The following is a 23,279-nucleotide window of genomic DNA, read 5'->3' as shown; positions in this document are numbered from 1 at the left end:
GCAGGACGGCTTGCCGCTCCGCCTGCTGTTGCCTACGACTAGGGAAACAACGTGCCGGACCCGCTCCGGTTCCCCAAAAACGAGGTTCCGCCGTGAAAGATGCCAGTCCTGCCACCGCCCCCGAAACCATCTACCTGAAGGACTACACGCCATTCGGATACGACGTCGAAAGCGTTCATCTGACCTTCCACCTCACCCCCGAAGCCACGCGCGTTCTCAGCAAGATCCGCTTCGCTCCGAAGGCAGTTGCCACGGACACGACCTTCTTCCTGCACGGTGAGGAGCTGAAGCTGATCTCGGCAAAGATTGATGGTCAGGAGGTGTCACCGACGCTTGTTGAGGGTGGCCTGAAATGCGACGTGCCCAGCGCCCCCTTCACCTGGGAAGCCGAGGTGGAAATCAACCCGGCGGGCAATACCGCGCTGGAGGGGCTCTACATGTCGAACGGCATGTACTGCACCCAGTGCGAGGCCGAGGGCTTCCGCAAGATCACCTATTACCCCGACCGTCCCGACGTGATGTCCACCTTCACCGTGCGCATCGAGGGCGACGCGCCGGTGATGCTGTCCAACGGCAACCCCATGGGCAAAGGCGAGGGCTGGGCCGAATGGCACGATCCCTGGCCGAAACCGGCCTATCTGTTTGCGCTGGTGGCAGGCGACCTGGTCAACCACCCCGGTCAGTTCACCACCAAGTCGGGAAAGGAGGTCGAGCTGAACATCTGGGTCCGCCCGGGGGATGAGGACAAATGCGCCTTCGGCATGGAAGCGCTGAAGAAGTCGATGAAATGGGACGAGGATGTCTACGGCCTGGAATACGACCTCGATCTCTTCAACATCGTCGCTGTCGATGACTTCAACATGGGCGCGATGGAAAACAAGGGGTTGAACATCTTCAACTCCTCCTGCGTTCTGGCGTCGCCCGAAACTTCCACGGATGCCAATTTCGAACGCATCGAAGCGATCATCGCGCATGAGTATTTCCACAACTGGACCGGCAACCGCATCACCTGCCGCGACTGGTTCCAGCTCTGCCTGAAGGAAGGGCTGACGGTGTTCCGCGACGCGCAGTTCACGGCCGACATGCGCTCGGAGCCGGTGAAGCGGATCGAGGACGTGATCGCCCTGCGTGCCCGCCAGTTCCCCGAGGACAACGGCCCGCTCGCGCACCCGCCGCGCCCCGAACAGTTCCAGGAAATCAACAACTTCTACACCGCCACCGTCTATGAAAAAGGCGCCGAGGTGATCGGCATGCTGAAGCGGCTGGTGGGGGATGACAATTACTACAAGGCGCTCAAACTCTACTTTGCGCGCCACGACGGCCAAGCCTGCACCATCGAAGACTGGCTGAAGGTCTTCGAGGATGCCACCGGGCGCGATCTCAGCCAGTTCAAGCTGTGGTACAGCGAGGCCGGAACCCCCCGTTTGAAAGTCTCGGAGGACTACGCCGACGGCACCTATACCCTGACATTCGAGCAATCGACGCCGCCCACCCCCGGCCAGCCGCAGAAAGCGCCGCGCGTGATCCCGGTGGCGGTCGGCCTACTGTCGCCCAACGGCGACGAGGTGCGTGGCACCGAAGTGCTGGAGCTGACCGAAGCCAGGCAGAGTTTCACCTTCGAGGGCCTCGCCGCCAAGCCGGTGCCCTCCATCCTGCGCGAGTTCTCGGCCCCGGTGATCCTCGAACGCGAGACCACCAATGCCGAACGCGCCTTCTTGCTGGCGCATGACACCGATCCCTTCAATCGCTGGGAAGCGGGCAACGCCTTGGCCAAGGAAGTCCGCGTGGCGATGGTCGTTGACGGTGCCACCCCCGACGCGGCCTATCTGGACGCCCTTGAAAAACTGGTGCGCGACGACGACCAGGACCCCGCCTTCCGGGCGCTGGTGCTGTCGCCGCCGAGCCAGGCCGACATCGCCCAGACCCTGGCAGAGCGCGGCCACACGCCGGATCCGCAAAAAATCTACGATGCGGCCGAAACCTTTGCCCAGACGCTGGCGCAGCAACTGGAGACCAGCCTGCCCCGGCTTTACGCCGCCACGACGGTCGACGGCCCCTATCGCCCGGACGCCGAAAGCGCCGGCAAACGCGCACTGAACGGTCGTATCTTGTCGCTGCTGACCCGGCTGGACGGCGGCGAGCAGGCCGCGCGCCAATATGCGACCGCGGACAACATGACCCAGCAGTACACGGCATTGTCCTGCCTGATGAAGGCGGAAAAGGCCGATGCGCAGTCGCAGACCTTCTTCGACCAATGGCAGCACGACCGCCTGGTGATGGACAAGTGGTTCGCCCTGCAAATCGCCTGTGCCTCCCCCGAGAATGCAGCCGCCACCGCGGCCGCCCTCACCCGGCACCCGCTGTTTGACATGAAGAACCCCAACCGCTTCCGCGCCGTTTTCGGCGCGCTGGCCGGTAATCATGCGGGGTTCCACCATGCCAGCGGTGACGGCTACGTGCTCCTCGCCGACAACCTGATCGCCCTCGACAAGCTGAACCCGCAGACCACGGCCCGCATGTGCGCGGCCTTCCAGACCTGGAAGCGCTACGACACCGCCCGTCAGGAACGGATCCGTGAGCAGCTCCTGCGGATCGCGGGCACCGACGGGTTGAGCCGCGACACCAACGAGATGGTCAGCCGGATCCTGAATGCCTGACCCGCAAACCACGCCTCCCCCGGCGGATTTCACATTCGCCCGCCGGGGGCGGTCCCCTGCCGCGTTTGCGCTGGTGGCTGCCTGGCTGGCTGCATTGCTGGGCCTTTGGCTACTGCTGGAGGCCTCCCCGCTGGTCATAGCACTTCTGACGCTGCCGGTGCTGCCAGCCCTTCTGGATCTGATCCGCAACCCCAGTGCCGGGCTGACGATGTCGCCCCAACGGGTTGACTGGCACAGTGGGCGGCTGACCGGCTTCGTGAAGTTGGAGGAGGTCGACCACCTGCGCCTCGACACCCGCTGGGATCTCTCCCGGCGCGCGACGCTCGTCCTGAAAGACGGACAGCGCCTCCGCCTGCCACAAGAGGCGACCCCACCCATAGATCGGCTGGAAGCCGCATTTGCCGCCCGCGGGCTGCGCTGCAAACGCCACCATTTCTCCCCGTTCTGACACGGCCCTGCTGCCCGTTGGCGCGCAGCAGAACCAATTGGCTGCCCGCGCGGAAACCTGCGTGCGATCTTGCCTGTTTGCGGCGAATTATCGCCTTCGCTCAGGAACTTCCCCAGTCGCGCCATGATTGCGCCCCAATGCCTGAGGAGAATGCCAGTAACGACAAGCTGCCAATCTTCAGGACGCGCAAATGTTCAATCCGTCTCGACAGGCGCGGGAAATGTTCTCGCGGATTTCCGGCCTGCTCTCCGCCACTGCGCCTGGCGGCCAACTGCGCTCCGCCTCCAAAGCCTGCGCCGTGCCGGTTGCGGTGCCGGTCCCGGTGCCAACGACGCAGCCGAAGCCGGTTGAACAGACAGTCGCAAGCCCCGCTCCCAGACTGGAGGACAGCCTGTCGATTCCGATCTGCGAGGCGAACGGAGACCCCGAAGCGGTTGCCGCACAGGATCAGGGCCAATTCCTCGCCCGTCAGGAGCTGTGGGCCGAACTGTCCGCCGAGATTCGTGCCGCGGATCAGGCCAGGACCGTGACCAGCTCTGGTCTGCCGATCGCCGAGCTCATCGCCTTTGGCGCGCGCGCGGATGTGGTGCATGCCACCGAGCACGCGCTGGCAGAAGGCAAGGATGCGGGCAGCCGGGCGTTGATCCGGGGCCTGATGGCCTTTGAGGCGCTGCGCGCCGAACATCGCCGCGATCCCTATCTGACCGCACTGGTGGCACTGGCGCATATCGACATCGGCTGGGCCTGGCGCAGACCGGACACCGGCCAAGCCGTCACCCCGCCCAACCAGCGACGCTGCGCCGCCCATTTCAACCGCGCCGCCGCGCTGCTGCACCCCATTGCAGAACTCAGCGCGGACAGCCCCTTTCTGAGGGCCGCGCAATGTGCATTGCTGGCGGGCCAGGGCCACGCCCCCGAGGACGTCGCCGATGAATTCGGCGCCCTGATCGCCCTGTTGCCCCGAAATCACCGTCCGATGCGCAGCCTTGGAACCCTGATGCTGCCCCGCAGTGCAGGCTCCTACGCCGCCCTCGAACTGGAGGCCCGCCGCACCGCGGCCAACACCGCCGAAACCTGGGGCGCGGGCGGGTATACTTGGGTCTATTTCGATGCCCTGGCGCTGGATGATCAGGCCTGCGCCCGCGTTGACACGCGGGTCTTCCTAGCCGGTCTGCGCGACATTGTCGCCGCCGCACCCTCGCAGGAGATGATCAATCTCCTCACCGCGTATTGCTGCGTTACCCTGCGCCGGGCCGAAGACACCCAGTTGGAAGCGTCGCGTCAGGCGGCCGCGAACCGGCGACAGATCGCCAGCGCCGCCGACTGGCTGATCCGAGACCACCTGCAAGAGCTGCACCCAATGGTCTGGGCCCATGCCGCAGAAGGGTTCGACAACAGCGCTCGGGTGCGCTCCGTCAGCCGGTTTGCCGCCCGCGGAGAGGCGGATGGGCTGGCCGCCATCGCCGGACACTTCCGCGAGGAAATCTCCGCCGGTCAAACCGTGACCTTCACCGCGGAAGGCCCACGGTTCACCCCGGCCTGAGAACACCTGCCCGCCGCCGCGACCCGGCGCGCGTCCGCAACACGCCGAGCCGCGTTGCTCGTCCTCAGGTCTTCTTGAAAGCGTCCATCAGCGCCGCGCCCAGCGCGCCCGTTCCCGAGCCGCCTTTCTGGTCCCCCTGCGACTTGCCCCGCCCGGCCTTGGCGCCGCCGGGCTTGCCGCCGCCGCGCGCAGGCCCGCCTTTGGGCCCCGCGCGGTCGCCTGCCCGGGCGCCGCCGCGCGCGTTGCGGTCGTCCCGCGCAGACGCGCCGCCATCCTTCTTCATCGTCAGGCCAATGCGCTTGCGCGGCACGTCGACCTCGGTCACCGTGACCTTGACCACCTGGCCAGTCTTGACCACCTCATGCGGATCTTTCACGAAACGGTCCGCCAACTGGCTGACATGCACCAGCCCGTCCTGATGCACGCCGATATCCACAAAGGCACCAAAGGCGGCCACATTGGTCACCGTGCCTTCCAGCACCATGCCCGGTTTCAGATCGGTGATTTCCTCCACCCCATCCTTGAAAGCGGCGGTGACGAAGGACGGTCGGGGGTCTCGGCCCGGCTTCTCCAGTTCAGCGAAAATGTCCCGCACCGTCGGCAGGCCGACATCGCCGCTGACGAACTCTTCCGGCCTCAGCTTTTTCAGCGCCGCGGCATCACCCATGATCTCGCGGATGTCACGGCCGCAGGCTGCCACGATCTTGCGCGCCACATCATAGGATTCCGGGTGCACGGCCGAGGCGTCCAACGGCTCCTTGCCATCCCGGATGCGCAGGAAGCCCGCGCATTGCTCAAAGGCCTTGGGCCCGAGGCGCGCCACTTTCAGCAACTCCCTGCGGGAGGCGAACGGCCCGTTCTGGTCACGATGCGCAACGATCGCTTCGGCCAGACCGGGACCAAGACCCGATACATGGGACAGCAGCGGCGCAGAGGCCATGTTGAGGTCGACGCCGACAGCGTTCACCACATCCTCGATCACCGCTTCCAGCGATTTGGTCAGCTTGTGCTGGTCGACATCATGCTGGTACTGGCCAACGCCGATGCTCTTGGGCTCGATCTTCACCAGTTCCGCCAAGGGATCCTGCAGGCGTCGCGCGATCGACACCGCGCCGCGCAGGGACACGTCCAGATCGGGGAATTCCCGCGCCGCCAGTTCCGACGCGGAATAGACCGAGGCCCCTGCCTCGCTCACCACCACCTTGGTCGGTGCCTTGATCTTGGCGGGCAGATGCTTCAGCACCTCCGCGACCATACGCTCGGTCTCGCGGCTGGCAGTGCCATTGCCGATGGCGATCAGCTCGACCCCATGTTCCGCGATCATCTTGACGATCGCCACCTGCGCACCGCGCAGATCATTCTTCGGCTGAAACGGGTACAGCGTCTCGGTGGCCAGCAATTTCCCGGTTGCGTCAACCACCGCGGCCTTGACGCCGGTGCGAATGCCCGGATCCAGCCCGAGGGTCGGTCGCGCACCGGCTGGCGCTGCAAACAACAGGTCCTTGAGGTTGCGGGCAAAAACCTGAATGGCGTCCTCCTGGGCGCGTGCCCGAAGATCGCTCATCAGCTCCAGCATCATCGACAGGCTCAATTTCACCCGCCAGCACCAGCCTGCGACCTTGCGCAACCAGACGTCCCCCGGCCCGTTGCCGCCCGCGCCCAGCTCCGCCGCAACCATCGCCTCGGCGCGGGCCGCGCCCTCTTCCGGCTCCGGTCCGGCATCCAGCGTCAGCACACCCTCATTGGCACCGCGCAGCATCGCCAGCGCCCGGTGCGACGGCACATCGGCCCAGCGCTCGCTGTGGTCGAAATAGTCCGAAAACTTGGCGCCTTCCTGCTCCTTGCCCTCGACGACGCGCGCAGTCAGCACGGCCTCGCGCTGCAGGAACGTCCGCAAGCGCCCCAGCAGGCCCGCGTTCTCGGTCAGCCGCTCGGTCAGGATGTCCCGCGCGCCGTTCAGCGCATCCTTCACCGTCGGCACTGCCTCGGTGATGTAGCCTTCGGCGAGTTTCTCCGGGTCAGCGTTGCGGTTGTCCAGTATGGCCTCGGCCAGCGGCTCCAACCCGTTTTCCCGCGCGATCATCGCCTTGGTGCGCCGCTTCGGCTTGTAGGGGAGGTAGATGTCCTCGAGCTGCGCCTTGGTTTCGGCCTTGGCGATCGAGGCCGCCAGCTCATCGGTCAGCTTGTCCTGCCCCTTGATCGACTCGAGGATGGCCGCGCGGCGCTTTTCCAGCTCGCGCAGGTATTCCAGCCGTTCCGCCAGGGTGCGCAGCTGGCTGTCATCCAGCCCCCCGGTTGCCTCTTTCCGGTATCGCGCGACAAAGGGCACGGTGGCGCCTTCATCCAGCAGCGCCACCGCGGCGCTCACCTGCTTGGCGGCAGCGCCGATCTCTGCGGCAATGGTCTGGCTGATACGGGCGGATGTGTCCAAGGCGACCTCCTGAAGTTCTGCTCGGGTTGCCAGTTCTAGCCCTCCTGCGGCACCCCGCCAAGAGGCTGAATCAGGCACAGGCGAACCATCGCGAAGGCCAGCGCCCGTCCGCGGGCAGAAGCATAGCGCCCGCCCATGGGGACGGACCAGCGCTGCCAAGGCGTCAGCCCATGCGATTCAAGGGTCTTCCGCCCACCTCAAAGCTCTCTGTGCCACCTGCCCTCTTGCTCCTGCGCGCCGCCGGGCCTAGAACGCTGTGCAACTGAAATTGACAGTGTGCCGATGAAACATCGCGCCACGTCACTGCAACTGACATTCGGATACGGCGGAAAACCATGCTCGACCTGACATATGAACTCCCCAAGCCCAAGGTGATCGCGGGCGCCAAGCATGACTGGGAACTGGTCATCGGCATGGAGGTGCATGCCCAGGTCAGCTCCAATGCCAAGCTGTTCTCCGGCGCCTCCACCAAGTTCGGCGCCGAGCCGAACTCGAACGTCGCCTTCGTGGACGCGGCGATGCCGGGGATGCTGCCCGTCATCAATGAATACTGCGTCGAGCAGGCGGTGCGCACCGGCCTGGGCCTGAAGGCCGACATCAACCTGTGGTCGGCTTTCGACCGCAAGAACTACTTCTATCCGGACCTGCCACAGGGCTACCAGATCTCGCAGCTCTACCACCCGATCGTGGGCGAGGGCGAAGTGCTGGTGGAACTGGGCGACGGCACCGCCCGCAAGGTGCGGATCGAGCGCATCCACATGGAACAGGACGCAGGCAAGTCAATCCACGACATGGACCCCAACATGTCCTTCGTGGACTTGAACCGCACCGGCGTCTGCCTGATGGAAATCGTCTCCCGCCCCGACATTCGCGGCCCTGAGGAAGCGGCCGCCTATATCGCCAAGCTGCGCCAGATCATGCAGTACCTCGGCACCTGCGACGGCAACATGCAGAACGGCAACCTGCGCGCCGACGTGAACGTCTCGGTCTGCCTGCCCGGTCAATACGAGAAATATCAGGAAACGCAGGACTTCTCGCATCTCGGCACCCGTTGCGAGATCAAGAACATGAACTCGATGCGCTTCATCCAGCAGGCCATCGAGGTGGAGGCCCGCCGCCAGATCGCCATCATCGAAGCCGGTGGCGAGGTCGAGCAGGAAACCCGCCTCTATGACCCGGACAAGGGGGAGACCCGCTCCATGCGCTCCAAGGAAGAAGCGCATGATTACCGCTATTTCCCCGACCCGGACCTGCTGCCGCTGGAGATCGAGCAGGAATGGGTGGACGATATCGCCGCCAAGCTGCCGGAACTGCCGGACGAGAAAAAGGCGCGCTTCATCAAGGACTTCGGCCTGTCCGACTACGACGCATCGGTGCTGACGGCCGAGGTGGAATCGGCCGCCTACTTCGAAGAGACGGCCAAAGGGCGCAATGGCAAGCTGGCCGCAAACTGGGTCATCAACGAGCTGTTCGGCCGCCTGAAGAAGGACGACGACAAGCCGATCACCGAATCCCCGGTCTCCCCGGCGCAGCTGGGCGGTATCATCGACCTGATTTCCTCGGACGCGATTTCCGGCAAGATCGCCAAGGATCTGTTTGAAATCGTCTATACCGAAGGCGGCGATCCGGCGCAGATCGTCGAGGAACGCGGCATGAAGCAGGTGACCGACACCGGCGCCATTGAGGCCGCGCTGGACGAGATCATCGCCGCCAACCCGGCGCAGGTGGAAAAGGCCAAGGTGAACCCGAAACTGGCAGGCTGGTTCGTCGGCCAGGTGATGAAAGCCACCGGCGGCAAGGCCAACCCCAAAGCGGTCAACGAACTGGTCGCCAAGAAACTGGGCGGCTGACCCCGCCACAAGCCGGACTCTTTGCACCAGATTTTGCTAAGGGCGCCCACAGCGGCGCCCTTTTCGCATGGGGATTGGTCGCACATCCTGTCCTCGGGTCTGCATCGGGCTGCCCCGCCGCCGCCCCCCCCGAAGCCATCCCGCTTGACCTCCCCCTTGCCAGCGGCTTTGCTGCGGCGAAAACCCCCGGAGGTCACATGTCACGCAAATTCGATCAGGAACTACAGGACCGTCTGGTCCGCTACGCTGCCATCGACAGCCAGAGCGACGAGAACTCATCCACCACCCCCAGTACCGATTGCCAGTTCGACATGCTGAACCTCCTCGTCGACGAACTGCGCGACATCGGGGCCGCGGACGTGCAGCTGACCGACTACGGCGTCGTTCTGGCCACCATTCCCGGCACCAGGCCGGGGCCGACCGTGGGCTTTCTCGCCCATGTGGACACCGCGCCGCAGTTCAATGCCACCGGCGTCAAACCGCGGGTGATCCAGGGCTACAACGGCGGCGACATCAGCTTTCCCGACAACCCGGATCTGGTTCTGTCGCCCGAGGCAAACCCCTATCTCGCCTCCAAGCAGGGCGAAGACATCATCACGGCCTCGGGGCTGACCCTCTTGGGCGGCGATGACAAGGCGGGCGTGGCCATCATCATGACCATGGCGCGGCACCTGCTGGACAACCCGGACCTGCCCCGCCCCACCCTCCGCATCGCCTTCACCCCGGACGAGGAAATCGGCCGCGGCGTCGGCCCGCAGCTGCCCCGCGACCTGCAGGCGGATTTCGCCTATACGCTGGACGGCGGCGAAGTCGGCGAAATCATCTATGAAAGCTTCAGCGCCGACCGCGCCGTGGTGCGCATCAAGGGGGTCTCGATCCACCCCGGTCAGGCCAAGGAAAAGATGGTCAACGCCGCCCACCTGGCAGCCAAGATCGTGCAGACCCTGCCGCAGGCGACAATGACGCCGGAAACCACCGACGGGCGCGAAGGTTTCCTGCATGTGACCGACATGAACGGCGGCTCCTCCGAGATGGAGCTGAAGCTGATCCTGCGCGACTTCGAGCGCGAGGGCCTGGAGGACAAGGGCGATCTGCTGCGCCAAGTCTGCGCCGCCGTGCAGGCGGGTGAACCCCGCGCCGAGATCAGCGTTGAGATCACCCCGCAATACCGCAACATGCGCTATTGGCTGGAAGAGGACATGACCCCGGTGGAGCTGGCCCGCGACGCCTGCCGCGCGCATGGGATCGAGCCGGTCTCGACGCCGATCCGCGGCGGCACCGACGGCTCGCGACTGACCGAGCTGGGCGTGCCCACGCCCAATATCTTCACCGGCATGCAGGAAATCCACGGACCGCTGGAATGGATCTCGGTGCAGGACATGGCCCGCGCCACCGAGGTCTGCCTGACGCTGGCGCAGATGGCCGCCAAGCAGGATTGAACGACGCAGGTAGAGCTGAAGGCGCCGTCCGCGCCCCGCGCGGACGCGAATGCCCGCCCAACTCGGCGCTTGACCTCGCGCTCTGGAACCGGGCATCTACCCCAATGAACCAACACGCAAATTCCGGAGACAGTCATGCAGGCCTTTGAGTACAAAGTCGTCCCCGCCCCGGCCAAAGGCACCAAGGCCAAGGGCATCAAGACCCCGGAAGCCCGCTTTGCCCACACGATCGAGCTCCTGATGAACGAAATGGCGGCCGAGGGCTGGGAGTACCAGCGCGCCGAGCTGCTGCCGAGCGAGGAACGTGCCGGGCTGACGGGCAGCACCACCAATTGGCGCAACGTGCTGGTGTTCCGTCGCCCCGTGGCGGCACAGGCCCCCGCCGACGCACCCGCCGCAGACGCCACCCTGCGGGCGCCAGCGCGCACCGCCCCCGAAGCCCCCGCCCGGGAACCTCGGCTGACGGCCACCGCAGGCGACCCGGAAGCCCCGGCAGACGCCACCCCCGTTCCCGGCCCCGGCGCGGCCCGGATGCAAGCCGATGACGGCGTCGAAGAGCTGAGCCCGGTCTCCGGCATGACGGCCGCGCTGAAGCGGCGGGCAGAGAAAGCCGCCAAGAAGGACGAGCAGAAAGAAAACGGGGAGAGCTGAGCCCTCCCCGCGCTGTCTGGGTACTGATACGGGCAGCGCCCGGCAGTCCCGGGCGTCAGCTGCCGATGTCCAGGGCCAGCGCGTGAATGCGCGGCACGATATCCCCGAGCGCCTTGTGCACGGCACGGTGCTGTTGCACCCGGTTCATGCCCTCAAAGGCGGTGGCACGGATTTTCACCGCGAAATGGCTCTCGCCCGAGCCGTCATCGCCCGCGTGACCGGCATGTTTGTGGCTTTCGTTCACCACTTCCAGAACTGTCGGATCAAAGGCCGCCTGCAAGGCCGTTTCCATCTCCTGCTTCACGTTCATTTTCCGCTCATCCCCATCTTTTTTCTACACGCCCCCTTCTATCTGGCGCCCCTTAGACTAAACTGCTGCCTCCGAGTCGAACAGATGCGTCTAGAAGGTGCGCCCCATGACCAAATCCGATCCCTTTGGCTTTGATATGTCCGTCCGCTCTGCCAAAAAGAAAAATCCGCGCGGGCGGCGCGCAGCCACGGGGGCTTCCGAGACCTCGACCCGCGTCTGCGATCACCCGGGGTGCGAGGAGGCCGGCAAGTTCCGCGCTCCCAAGGCACCGGACGTGCTCGATGATTACTACTGGTTCTGCCAGGAGCATGTGCGCGAATACAACAACAAGTGGAACTTCTTCGAGGGCACGACCGAAGCCGAGCTGAACGCCCAGCGATCCAAGGACAAGGTGTGGGAGCGCCAGACCAAGCCGATGGGCGACCCCGAGGCGCGGGCCTGGGCCCGGCTGGGCATCGAGGATCCGCACCAGGTGCTGGGGGCGAACGCGACCCTCAACCCGGGACGCAACGCCAAGGCGGGCCGACGCCTGCCGCCCACCGAGCGCCGGGCGATCGAAATCCTCGAGGCCAAGGACGACTGGTCCAAGGCCGAGATCCGCAAGGCCTACAAGAAGCTGATCAAGGTGCTGCACCCCGACATGAACGGTGGTGACCGCAGCCAGGAAGAGCAGCTGCAGGAGGTCCGCTGGGCCTGGGACCAGATCAAGGACAGCAAAAGCTTCAAGTAACCGCCGACCGCATCCGCAGCATCACCGGGGGGCTTGCGGGCCTCCCCGGTGCGGAGCCATTGGCGTTTTCGGTCTGTCTAAGCGGTCTTTTGCCGACCGTTTACGATAGAGACTTTATTGCTTTGACCTGTTCCGGCAGCGCGGTTAGGCAGGGGATGTCGGTTGCAGCCCTTCCCCCCGAGAGCGCAAAACATTGCCGACATAACGCGCCCCCCGCTGCCCGGCTGGGGGCGCTGTTCGTTGGCTGGCGCGGCTTCTCCCCTGACGTCAGCCTTGGCTGTCGCAACAGTTGTCCTGTCACAATTGCCGCCTTCGCCCGGTTGTCGGGACGGTTTCCCTTGCCCTTCGGCCGCAGATCAGGCACCAATCCCGCGAATTGGACCCTGACGGCAGGGCAGACAGATAAGGATCGACTGGGATGACCGACGGCTTTGTGGACATGAATGCGAAACCGACCGAAACGATTTCGGTGCGCGATGTATTCGGAATCGACACGGATATGACGGTCAAGGGCTTTGCCGAAGGCTCCGACCGGGTGCCGGCGCTGGACCCCACCTACAAGTTCGACCCCGAAACCACGCTCGCGATCCTCGCGGGCTTCAGCCACAACCGCCGGGTGATGATCCAGGGCTACCACGGCACCGGCAAGTCGACCCATATCGAACAGGTCGCGGCCCGGCTGAACTGGCCCTCCGTGCGGGTGAACCTCGACAGCCACATCTCCCGGATCGACCTGATCGGCAAGGACGCGATCAAGCTGCGCGACGGCAAGCAGGTGACCGAATTCCACGAAGGCATCCTGCCCTGGGCACTGCGCAACCCGGTTGCCATCGTGTTCGACGAATACGACGCCGGCCGTGCCGATGTGATGTTCGTGATCCAGCGGGTGCTGGAGCATGACGGCAAGCTGACGCTGCTGGACCAGAACGAGATCATCACCCCGAACCCGTTCTTCCGCCTGTTCGCCACCGCCAACACCGTCGGCCTCGGCGACACCACCGGGCTGTATCACGGCACCCAGCAGATCAACCAGGCGCAGATGGACCGTTGGTCGCTGGTCTCGACGCTGAACTACCTCAGCCACGATGCCGAGGCAGCCATCATCCTGTCCAAGGCGCCGCATTACAACACTGCCGAGGGCCGCAAGACCATCTCCCAGATGGTGACGGTTGCCGACCTGACCCGCACCGCTTTCATGAACGGCGACCTGTCGACCGTGATGAGCCCGCGGACCGTGATCAACTGGGCGCAGAACGCCGAGATCTTCCGCAACGTGGGCTATGCCTTCCGCCTGTCGTTCCTGAACAAATGCGACGAGCTGGAGCGCCAGACCGTGGCCGAATTCTACCAGCGCTGCTTTGACGAAGAGCTGCCCGAAAGCGCCGCAAGCGTTTCGCTGGGCTGAATGTGACGTACCGCCCGGCCGTCAGGCCGGGCCGCGCCCGCCCCGCCCCCAACGGGGCGGGCGCTTCGCTTCCCACCCCGCCGGGCCGGGCGCTGCCCCAACCGCAGCTGTCCCACTGGACTTTCCCGAAACAAGGGGGGATGCTCAAAAGGGATAAGGTGCGACCATGAAAAAGCCGAACGACAACCCCGCCGATCCGTTCAAGAAGGCGCTGGCCGAAGCCACCAAGGTGATGGCCGACGACCCGGAACTTTCGGTCAGCTACACCGTCGACCCCTCGGGGCTGTCGGGCGACTCGATGCGGCTGCCGCAGGTCTCCCGCCGGATGAGCCGCGAAGAAGTCCTGCTGGCCCGAGGCACCGCGGATGCGCTGGCGCTGCGGCACAAGTTCCACAATGACGCGACGCACGCCAAATATGCGCCTCAGGGCGAAATGGCCCGCGACCTCTACGACGCAATGGAAACCGCGCGCTGCGAGGCGATGGGCGCGCGCCACATGCCCGGCACCGCCTCCAACATCGATGTGAAGATCCGCAACGAGGCGCTGCGCCGCGGCTACGACCAGATGAAATCCTCCTCCGAGGCGCCGCTAGCAGCCTCGGCCGGTTACCTGATCCGCCACCTAGCCACCGGCCGCCCGCTGCCGGAAGGTGCTGCCAATATCATGGAACTGTGGCGCGGCTTCATCGAATCCCAGGCCGGCGGCACGCTGGAAAACCTGGACGAGACAATCGCCGACCAGGCCGCCTTTGCCAAACTGGCGCGGCAGGTGATCTCGGACCTCGGCTATGGCGACCAGCTGGGCGACGACCCGGACGATCTGGACGATGACGCCAACGACGAAGCCGAGGACTCCCCAGAAGAGCAGGACGATCCCGACAGCTCCGGCCAAGACGACTCGGACGACGAGGAGGCCGACGCCTCCCCCGAGCAGAGCCAGGAACAGCAGCAGGACGAATCCCAGGCGCAGATCTCCGCCGATGACATGGCGGATGAGGAGCTGGCCGAAGACACCGAGATGCCCGACGGCGAGGCACCGCTGGAGCCGCCCGCACCGCCGCCGGTGTCGGATGCCGACCCGGACTACAAGGTGTTCCTCGACGCCCATGACGAGGAAATCGCCGCCGAAGATCTGGCCGAACCGGCCGAGCTGGAACGCCTGCGCGCCTATCTCGACCAGCAGCTGGAGCCGCTGAAGGGCGCGGTCAGCCGCCTTGCCAACAAGCTGCAACGCCGCCTGCAGGCGCAGCAGAACCGCTCGTGGGAGTTCGACCTTGAGGAAGGCATTCTGGACGCCGGTCGACTGGCGCGGGTTGTCGCCAACCCGACCACGCCGCTGTCCTTCAAGATCGAGAAAGACACCGAGTTCCGCGACACCGTGGTCACGCTGCTGCTCGATAACTCCGGCTCGATGCGCGGGCGTCCGATCTCGATTGCCGCGATCTGCGCCGACGTGCTCGCCCGCACGCTGGAGCGCTGCAACGTGAAGGTCGAAATCCTCGGCTTCACTACCCGCGCGTGGAAAGGCGGCCTTGCCCGCGAGGCCTGGCTGAACGAGGGCCGCCCGCAGCAGCCCGGTCGCCTGAACGACCTGCGCCACATCATCTACAAGGGCGCCGACGCCCCGATGCGCCGCACCCGCGACAACCTCGGCCTGATGATGAAAGAGGGGCTGCTGAAGGAAAACATCGACGGCGAGGCGCTGGAATGGGCGCACCGCCGCATGGTGAACCGCCCCGAGGCACGCAAGATCCTGATGGTGATCTCCGACGGCGCGCCAGTCGACGATTCGACACTGTCGGTGAACCCTGCCAGTTACCTCGAGAAGCACCTGCGCGACGTCATCGCCATGGTCGAGCGCCGCAAGCAGGTGGAGCTTCTGGCCATCGGCATCGGCCACGACGTGACCCGCTATTACGAACGTGCGGTGACCATCACCGATGTGGAGCAGCTGGCCGGCGCCATGACCGAGCAGCTGGCCGCCCTCTTCGACAGCGACCCGCGTGCACGTGCCCGGGTGATGGGAATGAAACGCGCGGGCTGACGTCCCAGTCCCGGTCTCCCGACGCAGACCGGGGCCCTCCCGCGCCCTTGGACGGCATCTTGCGATGCCATCCGCAGTCTTGGGCCCGGCCGCGCGCTGACGCGCGCGGCACCAGCGGCTGCCCCGGGCCGCCACTACCCAGCCACCGGCCGGGAACGGGCGACAGCGGGATCCGCCAGCATTCCCCGGCACCCGAGCGCAACATCACCCGCGCTGCGCACCACCGCCATTTACCGGCATATTTCGTCCCACGCGGCTTTCTCCCCCACCGGGCTTGCCACTGGCACGCCGATTTGGGACAAGGAGGCGCACAGTCAGCCACCCCGGCCCCGCGACCCATTGCGGTTGCCCCAGGCCTTGTCTGCCCCATGCCCCCAAACAGGAGACCCGCCCGCATGTACCAGAGCTTTGACGTGACTGCCCGCCCGGAACAGGGTCCCCCCCGGCTGGCCGCCCTGCGTCAGGAACTGGCCGCGGAAGGCTTGGACGGTTTCCTGGTGCCGCGCGCCGATGCCCATCAGGGCGAATACGTGGCGCCGCGCGACGAGCGGCTGGCCTGGCTCACCGGCTTCACCGGCTCGGCGGGCTTCTGCGCCGTGCTGCAGGACATCGCAGGCGTCTTCATCGACGGCCGCTACCGCACCCAGGTAAAACGCCAGGTCGCCGCGGAGTACACCCCCGTGCCCTGGCCCGAGGTACAGCTGGCCGACTGGCTGAAGCAGCAGCTGCCGCAGGGCGGCAAGGTCGGCTTTGACCCCTGGCTGCACGCCGCGGGCCAGATCGCCTCGCTGACCAAGGAGCTGCAGGGCAGCGGCATCACCCTGACGCAGTGCGACAATCTGATTGACCGCATCTGGGCCGATCAGCCCGCACCGCCAATGAACCCGGTCACCGCGCACCCGCTTGAATACGCGGGCGAAAGCGCTGCGGAGAAATGCGCGCGCCTCGCCACGGGCCTGCGCGATGCCGGTCAGAGCGCGGCGGTGATCACCCTGCCCGACAGCATCATGTGGCTGCTGAACATCCGTGGCTCTGACGTGGCGCGCAACCCGGTGGCGCACGGCTTTGCCATCCTGCATGACGACGCCCGCGTCGACCTGTTCATGGCGGCTGAGAAACTTGCCGGTCTCGACGGCCATTTCGACAGCAGCGTCCGCCTGCACGCGCCCGAGGACTTCCTGACCGCCCTCGCCGCGCTCGACGGCCAGGTCGCAGCAGACAGCGGCACCCTGCCGCAGATCGTTGCCGACACCCTCGGCGACCGGCTGTCCCCCTCCGGTGACCCCTGCGCCCTGCCCAAGGCGCGCAAGAACAAGGCCGAGATCGCGGGCAGCGCCGCTGCCCACCTGCGCGATGGCGCGGCGGTGGTGGAAACCCTCGCCTGGCTGGACGCGCAGGCCCCCGGCACCCTCACCGAGATCGACGTGGTGCGGCAGCTCGAGGCCAATCGGCGCAAGGACCCGGCCCTGCGCGACATCAGCTTCGAGACCATCGCGGGCACCGGCGAAAACGGTGCCGTGATGCACTACCGCGTGACCGAAGAGACCAACACCACGCTGCAAGACGGCCATCTTCTGGTGCTCGACAGCGGCGGCCAGTACCTCGACGGCACCACCGATATCACCCGCACCATCGCCATCGGCACCCCAGGCGCCGAGGAGCGCGCCGCCTTCACCCGCGTGCTGCAGGGCATGATCGCCATGTCGCGCCTGCGCTGGCCCAAGGGGCTGGCAGGCCGTGATATCGAGGCCGTCGGCCGCATGCCGCTCTGGCTTGCGGGACAGGACTTCAATCACGGGCTGGGCCATGGCGTCGGCGCCTATCTCAGCGTGCACGAAGGCCCGCAGCGGCTGGCGCGCACCAGCCACGTCCCGCTAGAGCCGGGCATGATCCTGTCCAACGAACCCGGTTACTACCGCGAGGGCGCCTTTGGCATCCGGCTGGAGAATCTGCTGGTGGTGGAACCGGCTGCCGCACTTGACAGCAGCGACCCGGAACGTGACATGCTGGCCTGGCGCACCCTAACCTATGCCCCGATCGACCGGCGGCTGGTGGCTGTGGACATGCTCAGCACCGAGGAGCGCAACTGGCTGAACGCCTATCACCGCGAGGTGGCGGCCCTGATCGGCCCTCGGCTCAGCCCGGACGCAAAGCGCTGGCTGGATGCCGCTACCACGCCATTGTGACACAGCCGCGTTACATAGACTGAACACAAAGACGACACGCATGAAGAGAATGGGAAAACACGCATGACCAATATCCGTATCCGCAAGGCCGAAGGCACCTGGGTCGTCCGCTCCGGCGGCGCCGTACTGGGGGAAAGCGCCAACGCGCTTGAGCTGTCGGAGGGCGATATGGCACCGGTCATCTATTTCCCGCGCGGCGACATCGCGATGGCGTTTCTCGACCGCACCGACAAGAGCACCCATTGCCCGCACAAGGGCGATGCCAGCTACTACTCGATCGTCAACAAATCCTCTGTCACCGAAAACGCCGCCTGGAGCTACGAGGACCCGATCGAGACCGCCAGCGCGATCAAGGGCCACATCGCCTTTGTGCTGAGCGATTCGGTCAAGGTCGAACAGGTCTGACCAACACCCGTGACTGCCCCGCGGCCTGCTTGCGCTGCGGGGCCAATTCGCAGGGCTGCCCTGCCCTGCACCTGCAAGGCCTGACCTGACAGGCCTCGCCGTCCCGGCCCACACCCTGCCGATACCCCGCAGCCTAGAGAGCAAATGCCCTTGCTCGGCCCGCCTGGGGCCGAGAACGGGGCCGACAGATCATCGGCTTGATCAATGAATACCGGCCCCTGCCGCGCCCCTAGGGCGTGCGGCACTGTTCACAGCGGCGTTTTTTGCGTCACCACCCGCGAAGGGACGGACGTGCCGCCCCTGAAAGCGTGATGGCGTATTGTGCGATCAGTTCAGCTCAGCACGGCCCGGCTCAGGTTCTGACGCGCTGCCTCCAGCGCATCCCCCGTCCCGAGAATGTCGGTTTCCCGTGCACATTGCAGCGCATAGTTGATCGCTGCCTCCAATGCCGCACGTTCATTCGCCTGCTTGTCCGCCTTATGATTCGCACCAGCCTCTTTTGGGCCGATTTCGAAATTGCGCATGGTTTTCCTGCCAAAGTCAGAGTTTAGTCCTGTCCCTGCTTTCAATGTTGATAACTGCGGCTTCGTTAATCAAATAGAAAGTTAACTTCTTGTTTACCTGTAACCGAATTCGCACAGCTGACGGGGAACGCCGCCGGAATTTTCCCCGTAACGTGGTCCCCGGCCTTTTGCGGCGCGGTGACGTTGCCGGTTAACGGTGCTCTTCGGCCGCGGTCGCCGCCAGCGCCCGGTTGTAGGCCTTCAGCGCATCGATGTGATAAAGGGCGCCGATGATCTCCTGTTGGCCGTTCTCCTCGAGGACAACCGGCAGATAGGCCAGGTCAGCCCGGTCAAACACCGGCATCGCGGCCTCCAGCGTGGCAGAGGCCCGCACCAGCAGGCCCTGCTCTACCAGCTCCTGACACGCCTCGAGCGACGCGCAGCGACTATCGCCCATCGGACGCATCACCGCCCCGGCCCGGATCAGCGCCAGCAAATAGGCCTGCGGTCCCGCCGCGCAGTGAATGTTGCGCTTTTCCAGTTGGGTCAGAAAGAAAGAGCGGTCCACCAGCCGCGACGCCAGCGCGGTGGACATGGAGACCGAGACCATGACCGCAAGGCCGATCTGCCAGTCCCCGGTCAGCTCGAACACGATCAGCGTGGTCGAGATCGGTGCCCCAAGCACCGCTGCTGCAACGGCGCCCATGCCTGCAAAGGCATAAAGCGTGTGGGTGCCCGAAACATCCGGCAGCACCGCCGTGGCGATCAGGCCAAAGGCCAGACCTGTCAGCGCCCCGATCATCAGCGAGGGCGAGAAGACGCCGCCCCCCATGCGGCCCCCCATGGTGATCGCCACCGCCGCCGTCTTGACCGCGGTGAACACCACCGCCTGCCCCAGCAGCAGACCGCCGGTCAGCGCCAGCACCGTGGTTTCGTAGCCGACACCGATGATATGCGGAAACCAGACCGCGATGACGCCCAGCATGGCGCCGGAGACCGCCGGGCGCAGCCAGCGCGGCAGGCTGAGCCGCTCCTGCACCTGGTTGCCCACCTTGTCGGCAAAGAAGATCGCCTTCATCTGCACCACCGCCACCAAGCCGCAGATCAGCCCGAGCAGCAGGAAGGCCGGCAGTTCGACGTAGAATTGCAGTGCGCCCGGCGTGTTCAGGGTAAACTCGGTCACGTCGCCGTATTCCAACCGGTTGATGACGGTGCCAGCGACCGACGCGACCACGATGGGGGCAAAGGCGTTGACGGAGAAGTGCCGCAGCACCACCTCCATCGCGAACAGCGCGCCCGCAATCGGCGCATTGAAACTGGCCGAAACCCCGGCAGCCACCGCGCAACCCAACAGATCGCGCCCGGTAATGCCGTCGGCGTTGATATGGTTGCTGACCCAGGTCGAGATCACCCCCGCCATATGTACCACCGGCCCCTCGCGCCCCGAGGAGCCGCCAGTGGACAGGGTGATGAAGGAGGCCAGCGCCGAGGCGATGCCCGCGCGGGTCTCCACCCGCCCGTCATGCAGCGCGGCGCCCTCGATCACATCGGCCACCGACCGCACCCGTCCATCCGGGGTAAAGCGGTCGAGGATCAGCCCCACCACCAGCCCGCCGCCCGCGGCGATGCCAACCAGCGTGTACCACGGAAGATCCTGCGCGTGGCTGTGCAGGAAATGCACGTCCGGGGCGCCGTAGACCCCGGCCTGCAACGCCGCGATTCCCTTGCGAAAGAACAGCGCCGCAAAGCCCGCGGCGATGCCGATCAACAGCGCGATCACCCAGAACTGGAACTGGCTTGGCCCGCGATGGCGCAGCACCCGCCCCAGGTCTTTCAACCCGGCAAGCCAATGCAGCAGGGCGGCGGAAAGGGAACGGCGGATTTCGTCTACCATAATGGGCCTGCAGGTCTTTTGAGTTCAATGACTTACATTGCCATACCGCGAGTTAACGAAGCCTCACCCCATTGGCGTTTCGCCGCTAACCTGCCAGCAGTGCGCGGGCCGCGGCGCGGGCCTCCTCGGTGATGGTGTCACCCGCCACCATGCGGGCCAGCTCGTCGACCCGGTCAGGCTCGGCCAGCGGCACAACCTGCGACAACGTCATGCCGTCGATCACCTGCTTGCGCACCTGCCAGTGATGCCCGCCAAGCGCCGCCACCTGCGGCGAATGGGTCACCACCAGAACCTGCCCGTTGCTGGCAAGGCTGCGCAGGCGCCGTCCGACGGCATCCGCCGTGGCGCCGCCGACACCGCGGTCGATCTCGTCGAATATGAGCGTCTTGCTGGCATCCTGACCGCGCAGGCAGACCTTCAGCGCCAGCAGGAACCGGCTCAGCTCGCCGCCCGAGGCGATCTTGTTCAACGGTCCGGCCGGCGCACCGGGGTTGGTGGCCACGGTAAAGGCGACCGCGTCCATGCCATCTGGCCCCGGTTCGGCGCTGGTGATGCGGGTTTCAAAAACCGCCCGTTCCATCTTCAGCGGCGCCAGTTCGGCCATCACCGCCTTGTCGAGCGCTGCTGCCTGCTGGCGACGTACCGCCCCCAGCTGCTTCGCGGCTTCGGTATAGGCGGTTTCGGCCGCCTTCAGGGCAGCCTCCTGATCGGCAAGATCCTGATCGCCCGCATCCAGCGCCGCCAGCTTGCCGCGCAGCGTCTCGGCGTACTCGCCAAGCTCGTCGGCGGTGACCCCATGCTTGCGGGCGAGCGCGCGGATCGCAAACAGCCGCTCCTCGCAGTCTTCCAGCTCTCCGGGATTGAACTCCAGAGCGTTCAGCACCCGCTCGACCCCGTCCTGGGCGTCGCCCAGCTCGATCATCGCGCGGCTCAGTGCGGCCAGGGGCGCTTCCAGCCCGGTGTCCTCGGCCTGGCCCTCGACGCCTTCCAGCCAACGCTGCGCCTCGCCCATGGCGCTCTCTGCACCCTCGCTCAGCAGCGCATGGGCGCGGGCGATGTCGCCGCGGATCCGTTCCGCCGCCTGCATCTGGCGACGGCGGATGTCCAGCGCCTCATCCTCACCCGGCTGTGGGTCCAGCTTGTCCAGTTCCGCCACCGCGTGACGCAGAAACTCCTCCTCCGCGCGCACCGCCTCCAGCGCGGCGCGCGTAGCCTCCACCGTCTTGCGCGCCTTGGCGGCCTCGCTCCAGGCCCGGCGCACCTTGTCCAGCAGATCCTGCACCCCGGCATATTGATCCAGCAGAGCCATATGCCCCCGCGGGTTCAGCAGGCCACGGTCATCATGCTGGCCGTGCAGCTCCACCAGCGTGTCCGACAGCGCCCGCAACACCTCGCCCGAGCAGCGCCGGTCGTTGACCCAGGCGGTCTTGCGCCCTTCGGCGGTATTGACCCGGCGCAGGATCAGCGTGTCGCCGCCGGGCAGGCCCGCCTCTTCGAGGATCGCATGCGCCGGGTGGCCCGCGGGCAGATCGAACTCGGCCAGCACCTCACCCTGCGCGGCGCCCTGGCGCACCAGCTCGGCGCGTCCGCGCCAGCCCAGCACGAAGCCTAGACTGTCGAGAAGGATCGACTTGCCGGCGCCGGTTTCGCCGGTCAGCACGTTCAGGCCGGGCTGAAAGTTCAGCTCCAGATGATCAATGATCAGTAGATCGCGTATATCAAGCGCGCGCAGCATCGCTCCGCCCCCATTACGTCCGGCCCTCGCGGGCCGCCCCCAATGCCCTTGCCAGCGTTACAGCCACTGGCCTTTCAGCGACTGACGATAGATCTGGCTCAGCCAGTTGTTGCCACGATCCTTGGCCTCAAGCCCGTTCGAGGTCAGCAGGCGATAGCTGTCCTCATACCACTCGGTCGAGCGGAAATTGTGGCCGAGGATCGCGGCCGCCGTCTGTGCCTCGCCGGTGAGGCCCAGCGACAGATAGGCTTCGACCAGTCGGTGCAGCGCTTCAGCGGTGTGGCTGGTGGTCTGGAACTCCTCCACCACAACGCGGAAACGGTTGATCGCCGAAGTATAATGCCCGCGGCGCAGGTAATACCGGCCGATCTCCATTTCCTTGCCTGCAAGATGATCGAACGCAAGGTCGAACTTCAGGATCGCGGAAGTGGCGTATTCGCTGTCGGGATAGACCTCGATCACGGTGCGCAGCGCCTGCAGGGCCTGGAAGGTCAGCCCCTGGTCGCGGCCGACCTCGTCGATCTGGTCATAATAGCTCAGCGCCAGCAGATACTGCGCATAGGCGGCATCTTCATCCGCCGGGTAGAAATCGATGAACCGCTGCGCCGCCGCACGGCTGTTCTCGTAATCCTTGGTGCTGTGATAGGCAAAGGCCTGCATGATCAGCGCCTGCTTGGCCCACTCGGAGTAGGGGTACAACCGCTCGATCTCCGAGAAGTAATAAGCGGCATCCTTGGGCTTCTTGTTGGCGAGCTCGTATTCGCCGCGCTGGTAGATCTGCTCCGGCGTGTAGGTTTCCAGCGCCTCGTTCCGGGTCGCCGCGTCGCCATCCGCGCCGCCGCACCCTGCAAGGGCCGCCACCAAGAGGACCACGCCGAGGGTTCTGGCTCCTGCTCTGATGCCGTTCATAGTGCCTAACCTCACCGTCGTTTCCTTCGCGGGTCTGCGCCCCGGTTATGCCGGGTCTAGCATATTCAAATGGCGCGCAAAACGTCTTTTGCGCCATGCGCGCCCAGATGGCAGAGAAAGCGCGCCATGGTCAAGAGCG

Annotated in this window: 17 protein-coding genes; 11 read left to right on the top strand and 6 right to left on the bottom strand. The window is 65.7% G+C overall.

Features of this window, described 5'->3' with window-relative positions:
- Nucleotides 1–92 precede the first annotated feature (92 nt).
- The 3 genes from pepN to ACZ52D_RS12895 all read left to right on the top strand — a co-directional run bounded on the left by pepN (nucleotide 93) and on the right by ACZ52D_RS12895 (nucleotide 4,648).
- Nucleotides 93–2,657 (top strand): aminopeptidase N, encoded by a 2,565-nt coding sequence (gene pepN, locus ACZ52D_RS12905; RefSeq protein ID WP_464441566.1) that lies wholly within the window; start codon nucleotides 93–95, stop codon nucleotides 2,655–2,657.
- A complete protein-coding gene (locus tag ACZ52D_RS12900; protein WP_464441565.1) occupies nucleotides 2,650–3,105 on the top strand; it encodes a hypothetical protein in 456 nt (151 codons plus the stop codon). Before pepN ends, ACZ52D_RS12900 begins: the two co-directional genes overlap by 8 nt.
- 190 nt (nucleotides 3,106–3,295) lie before the next feature.
- The gene (locus ACZ52D_RS12895; RefSeq protein WP_464441564.1) at nucleotides 3,296–4,648 is read left to right on the top strand and encodes a hypothetical protein; all 1,353 of its coding nucleotides are present in this window, start codon (nucleotides 3,296–3,298) and stop codon (nucleotides 4,646–4,648) included.
- Between the two features lie 64 nt (nucleotides 4,649–4,712).
- Here the strand turns inward: ACZ52D_RS12895 and ACZ52D_RS12890 are convergent, their stop codons facing one another.
- Nucleotides 4,713–7,079 (bottom strand): Tex family protein, encoded by a 2,367-nt coding sequence (locus tag ACZ52D_RS12890; protein ID WP_464441563.1) that lies wholly within the window; start codon nucleotides 7,077–7,079, stop codon nucleotides 4,713–4,715.
- Between the two features lie 335 nt (nucleotides 7,080–7,414).
- Between ACZ52D_RS12890 and gatB the strand changes: the two genes are divergently transcribed.
- The 3 genes from gatB to ACZ52D_RS12875 all read left to right on the top strand — a co-directional run bounded on the left by gatB (nucleotide 7,415) and on the right by ACZ52D_RS12875 (nucleotide 11,019).
- Nucleotides 7,415–8,929, top strand: a complete 1,515-nt coding sequence (gatB, locus tag ACZ52D_RS12885) for an Asp-tRNA(Asn)/Glu-tRNA(Gln) amidotransferase subunit GatB (RefSeq protein WP_369926301.1) — start codon at nucleotides 7,415–7,417, stop codon at nucleotides 8,927–8,929.
- 197 nt (nucleotides 8,930–9,126) lie between these two features.
- Nucleotides 9,127–10,368 (top strand): peptidase T, encoded by a 1,242-nt coding sequence (pepT, locus tag ACZ52D_RS12880; protein WP_464441562.1) that lies wholly within the window; start codon nucleotides 9,127–9,129, stop codon nucleotides 10,366–10,368.
- A gap of 135 nt (nucleotides 10,369–10,503) precedes the next feature.
- Nucleotides 10,504–11,019 carry a DUF4177 domain-containing protein gene (locus tag ACZ52D_RS12875; RefSeq protein ID WP_464441561.1) on the top strand — a complete coding sequence of 172 codons (516 nt, stop codon included), beginning with the start codon at nucleotides 10,504–10,506 and terminating at the stop codon, nucleotides 11,017–11,019.
- Between the two features lie 55 nt (nucleotides 11,020–11,074).
- Here ACZ52D_RS12875 and ACZ52D_RS12870 read toward each other — a convergent pair whose 3' ends face one another.
- The gene (locus ACZ52D_RS12870; RefSeq protein WP_464441560.1) at nucleotides 11,075–11,329 is read right to left on the bottom strand and encodes a BolA family protein; all 255 of its coding nucleotides are present in this window, start codon (nucleotides 11,327–11,329) and stop codon (nucleotides 11,075–11,077) included.
- Between the two features lie 106 nt (nucleotides 11,330–11,435).
- Here ACZ52D_RS12870 and ACZ52D_RS12865 point away from each other — a divergent pair, with 106 nt between their 5' ends.
- From ACZ52D_RS12865 to ACZ52D_RS12845, 5 genes are all read left to right on the top strand, one after another.
- Nucleotides 11,436–12,059, top strand: a complete 624-nt coding sequence (locus ACZ52D_RS12865; protein ID WP_222455890.1) for a DnaJ domain-containing protein — start codon at nucleotides 11,436–11,438, stop codon at nucleotides 12,057–12,059.
- 418 nt (nucleotides 12,060–12,477) lie between these two features.
- Entirely contained in the window at nucleotides 12,478–13,464 is a 987-nt protein-coding gene (gene cobS / locus ACZ52D_RS12860; protein WP_222455889.1) for a cobaltochelatase subunit CobS, read from the top strand.
- Nucleotides 13,465–13,630: 166 nt separating this feature from the next.
- Entirely contained in the window at nucleotides 13,631–15,508 is a 1,878-nt protein-coding gene (gene cobT / locus ACZ52D_RS12855) for a cobaltochelatase subunit CobT (RefSeq protein ID WP_222455888.1), read from the top strand.
- Between the two features lie 395 nt (nucleotides 15,509–15,903).
- A complete protein-coding gene (locus ACZ52D_RS12850; protein ID WP_464441559.1) occupies nucleotides 15,904–17,694 on the top strand; it encodes an aminopeptidase P family protein in 1,791 nt (596 codons plus the stop codon).
- A gap of 63 nt (nucleotides 17,695–17,757) precedes the next feature.
- Nucleotides 17,758–18,099: a DUF427 domain-containing protein gene (locus ACZ52D_RS12845; protein WP_464441558.1), complete on the top strand. Its 342-nt coding sequence runs from the start codon at nucleotides 17,758–17,760 to the stop codon at nucleotides 18,097–18,099.
- 332 nt (nucleotides 18,100–18,431) lie between these two features.
- On the opposite strand, the gene ACZ52D_RS12840 is transcribed toward ACZ52D_RS12845, so the two are convergent.
- The 4 genes from ACZ52D_RS12840 to ACZ52D_RS12825 all read right to left on the bottom strand — a co-directional run bounded on the left by ACZ52D_RS12840 (nucleotide 18,432) and on the right by ACZ52D_RS12825 (nucleotide 23,140).
- Entirely contained in the window at nucleotides 18,432–18,623 is a 192-nt protein-coding gene (locus tag ACZ52D_RS12840; protein ID WP_222455885.1) for a hypothetical protein, read from the bottom strand.
- A 190-nt stretch (nucleotides 18,624–18,813) separates the two neighbouring features.
- A complete protein-coding gene (locus tag ACZ52D_RS12835; RefSeq protein ID WP_464441557.1) occupies nucleotides 18,814–20,496 on the bottom strand; it encodes a chloride channel protein in 1,683 nt (560 codons plus the stop codon).
- Nucleotides 20,497–20,581: 85 nt separating this feature from the next.
- Nucleotides 20,582–22,231, bottom strand: coding sequence for a DNA repair protein RecN (gene recN / locus ACZ52D_RS12830; protein ID WP_464441556.1), 1,650 nt, complete (start codon nucleotides 22,229–22,231; stop codon nucleotides 20,582–20,584).
- Between the two features lie 57 nt (nucleotides 22,232–22,288).
- The gene (locus ACZ52D_RS12825; protein ID WP_222455882.1) at nucleotides 22,289–23,140 is read right to left on the bottom strand and encodes an outer membrane protein assembly factor BamD; all 852 of its coding nucleotides are present in this window, start codon (nucleotides 23,138–23,140) and stop codon (nucleotides 22,289–22,291) included.
- Between the last annotated feature and the right edge of the window lie 139 nt (nucleotides 23,141–23,279).

This window comes from Leisingera sp. S2M4 (assembly GCF_055398055.1).
Note: the sequence above shows the minus strand (reverse complement) of the source record. Positions and strands in the feature narration are given on the sequence as shown.

Excerpts from the sequence above, each read along its gene's own strand:
- ACZ52D_RS12900 (WP_464441565.1), top strand. The coding sequence starts at position 2,650 with ATGCCTGACCCGCAAACCACGCCTCCCCCGGCGGATTTCACATTCGCC.
- ACZ52D_RS12895 (WP_464441564.1), top strand. The coding sequence starts at position 3,296 with ATGTTCAATCCGTCTCGACAGGCGCGGGAAATGTTCTCGCGGATTTCC.
- gatB (WP_369926301.1), top strand. The coding sequence starts at position 7,415 with ATGCTCGACCTGACATATGAACTCCCCAAGCCCAAGGTGATCGCGGGC.
- pepT (WP_464441562.1), top strand. The coding sequence starts at position 9,127 with ATGTCACGCAAATTCGATCAGGAACTACAGGACCGTCTGGTCCGCTAC.
- ACZ52D_RS12875 (WP_464441561.1), top strand. The coding sequence starts at position 10,504 with ATGCAGGCCTTTGAGTACAAAGTCGTCCCCGCCCCGGCCAAAGGCACC.
- ACZ52D_RS12870 (WP_464441560.1), bottom strand. The coding sequence starts at position 11,329 with ATGAACGTGAAGCAGGAGATGGAAACGGCCTTGCAGGCGGCCTTTGAT.
- ACZ52D_RS12865 (WP_222455890.1), top strand. The coding sequence starts at position 11,436 with ATGACCAAATCCGATCCCTTTGGCTTTGATATGTCCGTCCGCTCTGCC.
- cobS (WP_222455889.1), top strand. The coding sequence starts at position 12,478 with ATGACCGACGGCTTTGTGGACATGAATGCGAAACCGACCGAAACGATT.
- cobT (WP_222455888.1), top strand. The coding sequence starts at position 13,631 with ATGAAAAAGCCGAACGACAACCCCGCCGATCCGTTCAAGAAGGCGCTG.
- ACZ52D_RS12850 (WP_464441559.1), top strand. The coding sequence starts at position 15,904 with ATGTACCAGAGCTTTGACGTGACTGCCCGCCCGGAACAGGGTCCCCCC.
- ACZ52D_RS12845 (WP_464441558.1), top strand. The coding sequence starts at position 17,758 with ATGACCAATATCCGTATCCGCAAGGCCGAAGGCACCTGGGTCGTCCGC.
- ACZ52D_RS12840 (WP_222455885.1), bottom strand. The coding sequence starts at position 18,623 with ATGCGCAATTTCGAAATCGGCCCAAAAGAGGCTGGTGCGAATCATAAG.
- ACZ52D_RS12835 (WP_464441557.1), bottom strand. The coding sequence starts at position 20,496 with ATGGTAGACGAAATCCGCCGTTCCCTTTCCGCCGCCCTGCTGCATTGG.
- recN (WP_464441556.1), bottom strand. The coding sequence starts at position 22,231 with ATGCTGCGCGCGCTTGATATACGCGATCTACTGATCATTGATCATCTG.
- ACZ52D_RS12825 (WP_222455882.1), bottom strand. The coding sequence starts at position 23,140 with ATGAACGGCATCAGAGCAGGAGCCAGAACCCTCGGCGTGGTCCTCTTG.